At 34.5% G+C, this 12,350-nt stretch carries 13 protein-coding genes and 2 tRNA genes; 6 read left to right on the top strand and 9 right to left on the bottom strand.

The genetic code is table 11. The annotated features are described in order from the left end of the window. The first annotated feature begins 6 nt into the window (after window positions 1-6). The 5 genes from Q9Q97_RS15970 (at window position 7) to Q9Q97_RS15950 (ending at window position 3,934) form a co-directional block, all read left to right on the top strand. Window positions 7-699 carry an outer membrane lipoprotein carrier protein LolA gene (locus Q9Q97_RS15970; RefSeq protein ID WP_306158856.1) on the top strand — a complete coding sequence of 231 codons (693 nt, stop codon included), beginning with the start codon at window positions 7-9 and terminating at the stop codon, window positions 697-699. Window positions 700-707: 8 nt separating this feature from the next. Then, window positions 708-2,159: an LptF/LptG family permease gene (locus Q9Q97_RS15965; protein WP_306158854.1), complete on the top strand. Its 1,452-nt coding sequence runs from the start codon at window positions 708-710 to the stop codon at window positions 2,157-2,159. 5 nt (window positions 2,160-2,164) lie between these two features. Then, a complete protein-coding gene (ribB, locus tag Q9Q97_RS15960; protein WP_306158852.1) occupies window positions 2,165-3,298 on the top strand; it encodes a 3,4-dihydroxy-2-butanone-4-phosphate synthase in 1,134 nt (377 codons plus the stop codon). Window position 3,299: 1 nt separating this feature from the next. Further along, a complete protein-coding gene (locus tag Q9Q97_RS15955; RefSeq protein WP_125721663.1) occupies window positions 3,300-3,698 on the top strand; it encodes an acyl-CoA thioesterase in 399 nt (132 codons plus the stop codon). 151 nt (window positions 3,699-3,849) lie between these two features. Further along, window positions 3,850-3,934: transfer RNA gene (locus tag Q9Q97_RS15950), tRNA-Ser, on the top strand. A 157-nt stretch (window positions 3,935-4,091) separates the two neighbouring features. On the opposite strand, the gene Q9Q97_RS15945 is transcribed toward Q9Q97_RS15950, so the two are convergent. Next, a complete protein-coding gene (locus tag Q9Q97_RS15945) occupies window positions 4,092-4,289 on the bottom strand; it encodes a YqaE/Pmp3 family membrane protein (RefSeq protein WP_306158928.1) in 198 nt (65 codons plus the stop codon). 299 nt (window positions 4,290-4,588) lie between these two features. Here Q9Q97_RS15945 and Q9Q97_RS15940 point away from each other — a divergent pair. Then, window positions 4,589-4,673, top strand: a tRNA-Ser gene (locus Q9Q97_RS15940). Between the two features lie 550 nt (window positions 4,674-5,223). Here Q9Q97_RS15940 and Q9Q97_RS15935 read toward each other — a convergent pair. From Q9Q97_RS15935 to Q9Q97_RS15900, 8 genes are all read right to left on the bottom strand, one after another. Next, a complete protein-coding gene (locus Q9Q97_RS15935; RefSeq protein WP_008462029.1) occupies window positions 5,224-5,481 on the bottom strand; it encodes a hypothetical protein in 258 nt (85 codons plus the stop codon). A gap of 17 nt (window positions 5,482-5,498) precedes the next feature. After that, window positions 5,499-5,807 carry a co-chaperone YbbN gene (locus Q9Q97_RS15930; protein ID WP_007805605.1) on the bottom strand — a complete coding sequence of 103 codons (309 nt, stop codon included), beginning with the start codon at window positions 5,805-5,807 and terminating at the stop codon, window positions 5,499-5,501. A gap of 230 nt (window positions 5,808-6,037) precedes the next feature. Continuing rightward, on the bottom strand, window positions 6,038-6,676 hold the full coding sequence (locus Q9Q97_RS15925; RefSeq protein ID WP_089054578.1) for a peroxiredoxin: 639 nt from the start codon (window positions 6,674-6,676) through the stop codon (window positions 6,038-6,040). Window positions 6,677-6,801: 125 nt separating this feature from the next. Further along, complete coding sequence (locus tag Q9Q97_RS15920; protein ID WP_306158830.1) at window positions 6,802-8,415, bottom strand: glycoside hydrolase family 3 protein; 1,614 nt, start codon at window positions 8,413-8,415, stop codon at window positions 6,802-6,804. A gap of 2 nt (window positions 8,416-8,417) precedes the next feature. Further along, window positions 8,418-8,867 (bottom strand): GNAT family N-acetyltransferase, encoded by a 450-nt coding sequence (locus Q9Q97_RS15915; protein ID WP_306158828.1) that lies wholly within the window; start codon window positions 8,865-8,867, stop codon window positions 8,418-8,420. A gap of 138 nt (window positions 8,868-9,005) precedes the next feature. Beyond that, window positions 9,006-9,347 carry a hypothetical protein gene (locus Q9Q97_RS15910; protein ID WP_306158826.1) on the bottom strand — a complete coding sequence of 114 codons (342 nt, stop codon included), beginning with the start codon at window positions 9,345-9,347 and terminating at the stop codon, window positions 9,006-9,008. Window positions 9,348-9,369: 22 nt separating this feature from the next. Next, entirely contained in the window at window positions 9,370-10,641 is a 1,272-nt protein-coding gene (locus Q9Q97_RS15905) for an MFS transporter (RefSeq protein WP_306158824.1), read from the bottom strand. After that, on the bottom strand, window positions 10,628-12,199 hold the full coding sequence (locus Q9Q97_RS15900; RefSeq protein WP_306158822.1) for a glycoside hydrolase family 10 protein: 1,572 nt from the start codon (window positions 12,197-12,199) through the stop codon (window positions 10,628-10,630). Before Q9Q97_RS15900 ends, Q9Q97_RS15905 begins: the two co-directional genes overlap by 14 nt. Window positions 12,200-12,350 lie beyond the last annotated feature (151 nt).

Genomic DNA, 12,350 nt, shown 5'->3' with positions numbered 1-12,350 from the left:
CCAATCATGAAAGCAAAAATTCAAGAAATCAACAACAATTCTATCACAAACATGACTAAAAAGTGTTTTCAAATGGCAGTTATATTGCTTTTGAGCTTCACTTCTAGTCAGGCTCAAGATAAAAAAGCGAAAGATTTATTGAACGAAGTAACTTCTAAAATTAAAAGCTACAACAATATTGTTATCGATTTTAAATATTCTTTGAATAACGCCAAAGAAAACATCAATCAAGACAGTAAAGGAAACGTGACGATGAAAGGAAATCAATATGTTTTGAATTTTATGGGCGTTACCAAAATTTTTGACGGCCAAAAAACGTACACTATTGTTCCTGAAGATGAAGAAGTTACTATTTCTAAAGTAAACGAAAAGGATGATAACGCTATTACTCCTTCTAAAATGCTTACTTTCTTCAATTCTGGCTACAAATACAATATGGATATCGTTCAGAATGTAAAAGGAAGAAAAATTCAATACATCAAATTGGTTCCTACAAGCGGAAAAGATCAAAGAAAAGAGATTCTTTTAGGTATTGACGTTCAGACAAAACACATCTATAATTTGATTGAAACTGGAAAAAACGGAACAAAAACAACATTAACCGTTAATTCTTTTAAAACCAATCAGCCATTATCAAAAAATCAATTTACCTTTGTAGCGAGTAAATACCCGAAATACTACATCAATAAATTAGATTAATCAGAAGGTTGAAAATTCTAGACAAATACTTATTAAAAACATTCTTATTTACATTTACTACGGTATTTGTAATCTTATTTTTCATATTCATACTTCAAACAGTATGGCTATTTATATCAGAACTAGCAGGTAAAGATCTCGACTTAATATTGGTCGTGAAATTCCTGCTTTTTTCTATGCCTCGTATTATCCCGCTTGTGCTACCGCTTTCGGTGTTATTGGCTTCGATTATGACTTTCGGAAATCTAGCCGAAAATTACGAGTTTGCAGCCATGAAATCTTCAGGAATATCATTGCAAAGAGCAATGAGAGTTTTGATTATTTTTATTTTCGTTTTAAGTATTGTGGCATTTTGGTTTGCAAACAATGTTATTCCGTATGCCGAATATAAGTTTGTCAATTTTAGGAAAAACATTGCACAGGCAAAACCTGCAATGGCTATTGCCGAAGGTCAGTTTAACGATGTTGGCACTTACAATATTAAGGTTAACAAAAAATCTGGCGAAAACGGAAATCATCTGGCTGGCGTGACAATTCACGAAAAGGCCAATACTATGGGTGAAAACAAAACCGTAATTAAAGCTAAAACCGGCGAATTGGTCAGCAATGAGAAATCCAGCATTTTGAAACTGGTTTTAAATGACGGTTATTACTATCAGGACGTTACTCCGAAAAAATATGAGGATCGTGCAAAATTGCCTTTTATAAAAGGAAAATTTAAAAAACAGATCATCAATATCGATTTGTCTGAACTTAACAAAGTTGATGACAGTAAAGAAAGTATTGCAGGAACAAATGCAATGCTGAATGTTAATGAGCTAGGCTATACTTTAGACTCATTAAACAAAAATTTAGACAACGAAATCGCTTCTTTTTCTGAAAACATTAATCAGAGAGTTGGAATTAAAAGATTTGCTAAAGATTCTCAGAAAAACATTAAAAAGAAACCGCTTCCAAACGACGTTTTGTCTATTTATTCAAATAAAGATAAAGTAGATATCTTAAAAATGGCTGGAAGCAATATTACGAGTAATATTTATTCGATCGAAACAACTCAGCGAGATCTAAAAGACAAACAGCGAGAAATCAACAAACACTACAATGCATTATATGAGAAATTCGTTATTGCTTTTGCCTGTTTCTTAATGTTCTTTATCGGAGCTCCGCTAGGTGCTATTATTAGAAAAGGAGGACTTGGACTCCCTATTGTATTTGCTGTTTTAATTTTCATTACATTCCATTTCATCAATACTTTCGGAAAAAGGCTGTCTCAAGAAGGCGGAATGGCTCCGTTTTTAGGCTCTTGGATGTCTTCATTCATATTATCGCCGTTAGCTGTATTATTAACCTACCGTGCCACTAACGACAACGGATTGATTAATTTTGATGCGATAACAACGCCGATTTCACTGTTTTTTCAAAAAATTTCTGAGCGGTTTTCACCTGCTCAAAAGCAATAATAATTATGTCAACAATAAAAATACAACTGAATACCATTGAGGAAGCTATAGAAGATATCCGTCAAGGTAAAGTAATCATTGTAGTCGATGATGAAGATCGCGAAAACGAAGGTGATTTTTTGGCTGCTGCCGAAAAAGTAACTCCAGAAATGATCAACTTTATGGCCACCCACGGACGCGGATTAATCTGTACGCCACTTACAGAAAGCCGATGCAAAGAATTAGATCTTCGCGCAATGGTTACAAACAATACAGATCACATGGAAACTGCATTTACAGTTTCTGTTGATTTGAAAGGAAATGGAGTTACAACTGGTATTTCTGCAGCCGACAGATCTAAAACAGTTCAGTCTTTAGTTGATCCCAATACAAAACCTCACGATTTAGCTCGTCCTGGACATATTTTTCCTTTAATTGCAAAACAAGGAGGTGTTTTAAGAAGAACCGGACACACTGAAGCCGCAATTGATTTCGCACGTCTAGCTGGGTTTAAACCTGCTGGAGTAATCTGCGAAATTCTGAACGAAGACGGAACAATGTCTCGTTTGCCAGAATTGATTAAAGTGGCTAAAAAATTCGATTTAAAATTAGTTTCAATCGAAGATTTAGTCGCATATAGAATGCAGCACGATAGTCTGATTGTTAAAAAAGAAGATTTTGATATCGAAACCCGTTTTGGAACTTTTAGATTAAGAGCTTACGAACAGACTACAAATAAACAGATTCATATTGCCTTAACTAAAGGAACTTGGAATTCTGGGGAACCTATTTTAACTAGAATTCACTCTTCTCAAGTAAATAATGATTTACTAGGAACATTGACTAATAATGCAGAACAGCAATTAGACGATATGTTTAAAGTGATTAATGAGAACGGAAAAGGCGCTGTTATATTCATCAATCAAGACATGACAGCTGTTAACCTTTTAAACCGAATTTCTGAGCTTAAAAATTTACAGGCCAACGGAACATTAAAAGCTCCGAAAGTTATTATCGACAGCAAAGATTATGGTATTGGAGCTCAAATTCTTCATGATATAGATATTTCTAAAATCAGATTGGTTTCAAATACAGAGCAAACAAAAAGAGTTGGTATGATTGGATACGGACTTGAAATTACAGAATACGTTAATTATTAATATGGGAACAGTAGAAGAAAGAATTCAAAAATCAGAAACTCGAATTTTTAAAGCAGTTTTCCCTAGCACAACCAATCATTACGACACTTTATTTGGAGGAACAGCCCTTCACCTTATGGATGAAGTTGCTTTTATCTGCGCTACGCGTTTCAGTCGTAAGAAAGTAGTTACGATTTCAACAGGTCAGATTGACTTTAAAAAAGCAATTCCGGCAGGAACACTAATTGAATTAGTAGCAAAAGTGGACAGCGTTGGAAGAACAAGCTGTAAAATTCATGTCGATATTTTTATGGAACAAATGTATTCTGAACTTCGCGAAACGGTAGTTTCTGGAACTTTTTCGTTTGTTGCTGTTGACGAAAACAAAAAACCAACGCCAATTTTGGATGATTTGGATTAATTTTTGAAAAAATCTCATTTTCGGAAATATTGATAACTAGACACTTGAGAATTATTTTAAAAAAGTTCAAAAATAATTCTAAAAAAAGTTTTGATAACCGAAAAACCGTCTTATATTTGCACCCGCAATCAGACAATGAGAGCTACATACTGGAGAAATGGCAGAGCGGTCGAATGCGGCAGTCTTGAAAACTGTTGACTGTAATAGGTCCGGGGGTTCGAATCCCTCTTTCTCCGCAGACTTTAAAACCCTTAACTTAGTTAAGGGTTTTTTCTTTTTTTAATACTTTCTTAAAATTTTGAGTTTGCATTTAATTTCGAATTTTGGATGAAATTTGCCATCGCAAAATAAAGTTTAGGAAAGCTAGGGAAGTAGTTTGAAGAGATAGCTAAATTATCGATTTCGCATTGCTTTTATCAATTTCTCATTGCGTCTGTCCGCTCTTGAATTTTGAAGCGATATCACAGCCCATATTGCAGCCGGCACCCATCCGATTAAAGTAAGTTGTAAAATTAAGCAGAGTAATGCTGTCAAAATTTTACCTCTTAAAACAAAGGAAATACAAGGAAAAAATATTGCTATAAGTGTCATCATTTTATTTTCGGTTTATTTTATATGTCGTAGATCTCATAATTTGTTACTTTAAAATCTCATTGTAAAGTAAAATTATCCATCTAAAAGAAAAAAATAAAGCATTTTGCAAAAAGAAATGTAAGGCTTTTTTATTTCGTTTTATCCGTTTCTGCTTCACTTTGAAACCTTTAGCTTTATCGCAGATTTTCTTTTTTGTACGCACGTAATTTTCTTTGCAAATAGTTTCAAAAAAGTTTTCTCAATCGAAAAAACGCATTATATTTGCACTCGCAATCAGATAACGATTGCGACATACTGGAGAAATGGCAGAGCGGTCGAATGCGGCAGTCTTGAAAACTGTTGACTGTAACAGGTCCGGGGGTTCGAATCCCTCTTTCTCCGCTGAAAATAATTTCAAAGGAAATTAAAAAAAACTAAAGCCTTTTAATCTTGCGATTAAGAGGCTTTTGCTTTTAAAGGCATAGAGATTCACAATCTTGTCATCCTTCCTTTTCAGGATAACACCGAAAAGAAATAAAAATATCTTTTGAAACCGTCCCGCGAGAGGGATAGGAGCAGTCCGCCGCAGCGGAGCGGATAGCCCGACAGCTTCCCGATAAAAAGGGGTATAAGCGCAAAAAGAATTTCCCTTTTTATCGGGATGGTGGCTCGCCCAAATTATTATTTTAGATTTTAGAAGGCAGATTTTAGATTTTGGATTGCGGAGCTACTTTGCGCCCTTCGACTTCGTTCAGGGTGACAAAATAGACTTGCTAAGAACTAACTACTAAGGACCAATTACTAAGGACCAATTACTAAGGACTAATAACTAAGGACTAATAACTAAGGACTAATAACTAATAACTAAGGGCTAGGCACTAAAAAAAGCGTCCCTAAAAGTAGAAACGCTTTCTTAGCCTTGTTTTTTGTATTTAATCTTGGAGGGTGTCGATTACTTATCGATAGAACCTAAAACACGTTTCATGAACGTATTTAAAGCTTCTTTTTTGTCGGTTCCTTGAGCTACTAATTTTTGAACTTCAAGGGCGCCGTACATATTGGAGATCAATTCGCCGATTACGTCCAATTCTTCGTCTTTAAGAGAAGGAATTTCGGTCATCGCTTCTAGAACTTCAATCGTTTCAATGATATAATCCTGATCGTTTTCTTCGATGAATTGTGTTAAATGCTTTATTACTGGTAATTTCATGTTGTGGAGTTTATGAATTAAGCAATTGCGTTTACAAGATCGATTAAAACTTCTTGTTTATTAGTTTGCGTTTCGCCAACCAATTGTCCGTTTACGAAAGTTGCGAAAGTAGGCAGGTTGCTTACGTTTGCTAATTTTCTTGATTCAGGAGAATTTTCTGCATCAACCAAAACAAAAGTGATAGCTTCATTTTCTGTTGCTAATTTTTTGAATTTTGGTTTCATAATACGGCAATTTCCACACCATGAAGCTGAATATTGTACTACTACTTTTTCGTTTTTAGCAACTAAATCTGCTAACGTATCTTCGTTTAAGTCGATTAACATGTTTTTTGTTTTTAAGGTGCTAAGCCGCTGAGGTACTAAGGTTCTAAGTTTTTTAGCCCTTAGCCCATAAAATGACTTAACGTTAAAATTATTTTTTGAGATCTAAAGTCATCCAGGTTCTAAGATTCTAAGTGTTAATCTTAGAACCCAATGACTGTATTGTAGAATTGTATTTTAAGTTTCAAAAGCTTAGCGCCTTAGAGGCTCAGTAGCTTAGAAGCTTAAAAAATTTAGTTTGCGCTTAAGTATTCAGCAGTACTAAGTCTGTCAGCAGACATTGCTTCTTTACCAGCTTCCCAGTTTGCAGGACAAACTTCACCTTTAGTTTGGATGTGTGTGTAAGCGTCAACCATTCTTAAGTATTCGTTTACGTTACGTCCTAATGGCATGTCGTTAACACTTTCGTGGAAGATTTTTCCAGTTTCGTCAATTAGGTAAGTAGCTCTGTAAGTTACGTTTGATCCTTCGATGATAACTGAATCAGTATCTTCGCTGTAGCTTGTAGATTCGATATCTAAAATACCTAAAATGTTAGCTAAGTTACGGTTTGTATCTGCTAAGATTGGGTAAGTTACACCTTCGATACCACCATTGTTTTTTGGAGTGTTTAACCAAGCGAAGTGTACTTCGTTAGTATCACAAGAAGCTCCGATTACGATAGTATTTCTTTTTTCAAATTCTGGTAATGCAGCTTGAAAGGCGTGTAATTCAGTTGGGCAAACAAAAGTAAAATCTTTTGGGTACCAGAACAATAATACTTTTTTGTTGTTGTTTACTGCTTCTTCAAAAATGTTGATTTTTAAATTATCACCCATTTCTGAGATAGCATCTACTGCAATACTTGGGAATTTTTTTCCTACTAAAGACATATTTTTCGTTTTACGTTAAAAATTTATTTCTGGTGCAAAAGTAGGGCAGAAATCCATGTTCTTACAATAAGATGTGATTATAAAAATTTATAAGTTGATAAATTTTGACTATTTAATATTCTAACTTATTGAATTTCAATGTTTACAGGCAAGCCGCCTTCAAGACTATTTTTTTCTAAAAATTGAATTCCTGCAGTTTTTTGAAATTCTTTAAAATCTTGATACGCTTCTACAAGCCCTGTAGCTTTTTTAAGGTTTGGAATTAAAGGCAAAACATACGGATTTCCGAAAACGTAAACGATGCATTTTTTGGTTTGCAATAAGTTTGAAAGCAAATTGAAAACTTCATTGTCAATTTCGAAATTATTCAATGGTTTCGCTTTTGGCGGAAATAAAGCAATCAATATAGTATCGAAATTTTCAAGTTGTCTTTCAGTTTCTTGAATGTTTGAATTTTCAAGATTTTCAATAGCAAATTCTGCTGAAGGCAATTGTGTATTTAAAGTTTTGAAAAATGTATTGTCGGTATTTTTATATAAGCTTAGTTTAGCTAATTTGTTGTTTTTTTGAGATTCAAGTGCTAAATCTGAAATTCCGTTATCGATGACTTTTGTAATGGCATTTTGAGCAATTTCAAGATTTAAATCTGATGTTTTTTCGAAGTTTAACTCGCCCGAAGTAGCAGTATCTCCAGATAGAATTCCTGCTTTTTCCTTAGCTTTAATAATTCTGTTGTAGCTTTCAAAAATACGATCTGGCGAAGCATTTTTGTAAATAGCCTCAATTCCTTCTGGAACATTTTCTGCGAAACATAAAACGTCATTTCCTGCATTAAAAGCTTCCCATTCTAATTGTCCTTTTACATCGTATAATTTCGAAACGCTGTGCATGTTTAAAGCATCAGAAATTACTAAACCATCATAACCTAATTTATCTCTCAATAAATCTTGAATAACAGCTTTTGATAAAGTTGCCGATGTATCTTTTCCATCATTTAAACTCGGAACGGCCAAATGACCGATCATAATCGAATCGACATTGTTTTCAATTCCTTTTATGAACGGAACTAATTCGTTTTCTAATAATTCTTCTAAAGTTTCTTTTAAAACCGGTAATCCCAAATGCGAATCTACATTGGTATTTCCATGTCCGGGAAAGTGTTTCAAACAGCCTAAAACGCCAACTTCTGATTGACCTTTTAAGTATTCAATTGCAAAATCGGCTACTTTTTCTTTGTTTTCACCAAAAGAGCGATATCCAATTACTGGATTGTTCGGATTATTATTGATGTCTGCCAAAGGCGATAAATTGTACTGAATTCCGGCAGCTTTTAAATCTAAACCAATTTGTTTTCCAACTTCGTAAACTAAATTAGATTTGGTTGAAGGTAAAGCGCCAAGCGTAATTGCGTACGGATATTGAGGTGTTTTTTCAATACGCATTGCCAATCCCCATTCGGCATCAATACTGATTAAAAGTGGAGTAGAAGCGGCTTTTTGATAACGAGCAATAAGCGCTTTGATTTTTTCGTAGCTGTCATCATTAAAAACGACTTTTTTCTTGCTTTCGTAATTGGTTGCTGCGCTTGCGCGGCTGTGGAAAAAAGTTAATCCGCCAATATTGTGTTCTTTTATTAAACGTTCGGTTTCCTGAATATTTTCTTCGGTATCGTTGATGAATACGGCAGGAAAAAAGGATTGTCCTATTTTCTGTTTTAATGCTTCGGCTGTAATTTTCATTGTTATAAAGTCTTTTTCATGCAGACACTATTCTCCATCTTTTCGTAAGGCGGATAATTGGGTATGATGGTATAATTTAATTTTTGATATAAGTTGATGGCTTCAGGCTGGTTTTTTCCTGTTTCCAGAATAGTATAAGTATAACCCACTTCTTTTGCCCAGATTTCGAGTTCATTTAAAATGGCAGAAGCGATTCCTTTTTTACGATAGTCTGGATGCACATACATTCGTTTGATTTCTGTAGTTCCGGGTTCTTTTTCACGAAAAGCACCACAGCCTACAGGAACATCATTTTCATAATAAACAATTGTGTGTTTGATCTTGTCGGTTTTATTAAACTGATTGTAAAACGCATGATCTTCACCATCTCTAATTGCTAAATCCTGATCTAATAAAGCAACCAGATTTATAAAATCAATATCGTCGGAATTGGTTCGTTTTATGTTGATCATGATGTACTGTTTATTTGCGCAAAGCTTTGGCAAGCTGCCAATTTTATTTAATCTCGCAAAGTCGCTGAGGCGCAAAGTAATATTTATAAGTCTTTTAATAAACCTTTGCGTCTTTGCGACTTTGCGAGCAAATTTCTTTTATTTCAATTTAGCTTTTTTCTGTTTTGCCAATTGTTTCTTAGTTTCAATAGCTTTTTCTAATCGGTTTTTAAAACGGAAAAGTTTTGGCAATCCTTCCAAACGGTCTTCAATTGTAATTATTTCGTAAACCAAAATTGCTTTTTCTAAAACCCGAATTTCGTTCTCGAGGTCATTTTCGTTTTTGTAAATCGTTGCCAATCGATCGTAAGGATGATTTCCTTTAAAGCCTTCCGCAACATTTTCTTCATACAATTCAATCGCTTTTTCAAGATTTCCATTTTTCTCGAACTCAGCTCCTTTCAGATTTCGTTCGTTCTGCAAATTTTCATTGATTTCCATAGGTTAAAGTTTGATTTGGGGTTTAAACTTCTTCTGATTTCTTCCCAAAATCTTTTGGGAAAGTTAAAAAACGTGATAAAATAAGACCTGGAATTGTAGCTATGAAAACCCAAATAAAGAAGTTTTGATAGCCTAAATATTTTTGTATAAAACCGCTCAACATTCCTGGAAGCATCATTCCTAATGCCATAAAACCAGTTGCAAGTGCATAATGTGCTGTTTTTGATTCTCCTTCGGCAACATGAATTAAATACATCATAAAGGCCGTAAAACCAAAACCATAACCGAATTGTTCTACAATAACAACGGCATAAATATAATAAATTGAGGTTGGATGAAAGAAAGCCAATAATATAAATCCTAAAATTGGAAGGTGCATGGCCAGAAACATCGGAAACATCCATTTGGTTAATCCTTGTTTTGAGATTGCAATTCCGCCTAAAATTCCGCCAATAGTTAAGGCTGCAACGCCACAAGTTCCGTAAATAATTCCAACGGCTTCAGTGTCTAATCCCATTCCGCCAGATGCTTTAGGATCTAATAAAAACGGACTTAACATTTTAAGCAATTGCGATTCTCCTAATCTGAAAATCAGAATAAAAGTCAGAATTAATCCGATTTGTTTTTTCTTAAAGAAACTGATGAAAATTGTACCAAAATCTTGAGAAGGTTTGGCTTCTTTATTAGCAACAGTATTAATTTCGTTTTTTGGTGTAAAAATAAAATTGTAAGCCGTGATGAAAGCCATCAGTAAGCCTACCGAGATCATCGTGTAAGACCAAGCTTTGGTATTATCTCCAAATTTATGTTCTAAATAACCTGCAAAAAGCACCACTAGTCCGTTTCCTGCAAGCATAGAAAGCCTGTAAAAAGTGCTTCTGATACCAATAAAGAAAGATTGTTTGTCTTCTGGCAAAACCAATAAATAAAAGCCATCGCTGGCAATATCATTAGAAGCCGAAGCAAAAGCAGCAACCCAGAAAATCGAAAGCGTCATGATAAAAAATCCATTTGTCGGAATCGTAAATCCAACCAGCAGAAAGGCAATAGAAATGATCAATTGCATTAATAAAAACCATTTTCTTTTAGTTCCAATTAACTCAATAAGGGGACTCCAAAGCGGTTTAATAACCCATGGCAAGTAAAGTAAACTAGTGTAAACGCCAATATCTTCATTAGAAATTCCGAGATTTTTATACATAATTACCGAAACCGAGATAATTATTGCATAAGGCAATCCAGAAGCGAAGTTAAGAAGCGGAATCCAAAACCATGGTTTATTATCTATTTTCATTTGGCTGAGCTGGTATATAGGTTTTTAAAGGCTTTTTTAGATCTATTGCGATTGGCGAACTTTCATTAGCATAATAATCAATAAAAGTTACGGCGCAGGCTTTGTAAAGATTTAGTTTTCCAGCTGCAATCGCAAAATTGATGTTTCCGTCAACTTCTTTTATCGTTACTTTTTCAATAATTTTTGTAGCATCGTTAATATCGATTTTAGAAACATGCTCGCCTCCATAAACCACCATATAGCGAACTTTTGTATTAAGCGGACTTTTGAATGTAAAGTTATATTTAATGCTGTCTTTATTGTATTCCAGAATTTGCGGTTTATCAATAATAACATGTCTTAAATTGGGAACCGCTGCAGGAAGCGCAGGATATTTATATTGGTTTTCTTGTAGCAAACGCACCACATCAAAATTTTTACCGATGAACCATTTGGCACTGAAATAAGCGCTTCCAGATACATTTTTGAAAGTTCTTAAAAAATCTACCTGTGTTGGAATTTCAGTTGCAAAATTCCAGCTTTTGTCGCCATCGCCTCTAATTTTATACGGAGCGTGACCAATATAAATGGCTGTATTATTAGAGTTTTCTGACCACCATTTTACTAATTTAGAATATGAAGCTCTCGGATTATTCATACTCCAATACAATTGAGGCATAATATAATCGATCCATTTTTGGTCCATCCATAAAACTGGATCAGCATAAAGATCGTCGTAATTGGAAGTGGACTGGGTTTCTGAACCTTTTGGATCTTGCGATTTATTTCGCCAAACTCCAAACGGACTAATTCCGAATTGAACCCAAGGTTTGCTTTCTTTTATAGTTACCGAAATAGAATGCACAAAGTTGCTCACATTTGCGCGGCGCCAGTCGGCACGGCTTAAACCTGCGCCATATTTTTGGTAAGAAGCATTATCATTAAATGTTTTTCCTGGAACAGCATACGGATAAAAATAATCATCAAAATGAATCGCATCGATGTCGTATTTGTCTACAACTTCTTTAACGACTTTCGTCAAATGAGCCTGAACTTCTGGTAAAGCCGGATCGTAATACCATTTTCCGCCGTATTCGATCATCCATTCCGGATGTTTGAAAAGATCGTGATTTGGACTTAAAAGGTTTTTATTTAAATCGAAAGTAGCGCGATACGGATTCAGCCAAGCATGAAATTCAAAGCCTCTGTTATGCGCCTGTTCAATCATCCATTCTAAAGCATCATAATAAGGATTTGGTGCCAGCCCTTCTTTTCCTGTCAGAAATCGTGACCAAGGCGCAAATTCTGAAGGATAAATAGCATCACCAACGCTTCTAATTTGTACAATTACAGCATTGTAATTCAGTTTTTTATACGCTTCTAGAATTTCAAGATAATCGGCTTTTTCCTTCTCTACATTATCGATGCTTGCTTTCGGCCAGTCGATATTGACAACCGTTGCAATCCAAACACCTCTAAATTCATTTTTAGGATGCATATTTTTTTCCTGCGCAGTAGAAATCGAAATAGAGAAAAATGAAAATAAAAGAAAGAATATTATGTGCTGATTTTTATGCATTTCAATGTTTTTTAACAGGAATCAAAAATAGTTTGTTTTTGCCACGAATTACACTAATTGCACTAATTTTTGTTTTCAATTATTCTTTTAAAAAATAATTAGTAAAAATTCTTGTAATTCTGAGCTGTTTTTTTAGCCACAGATTAGAAAG

It is taken from the genome of Flavobacterium sp. DG2-3, assembly GCF_030730925.1.
Taxonomy (GTDB): Bacteria; Bacteroidota; Bacteroidia; order Flavobacteriales; family Flavobacteriaceae; genus Flavobacterium.
This window is presented reverse-complemented; position numbering and strand designations above follow the sequence as displayed.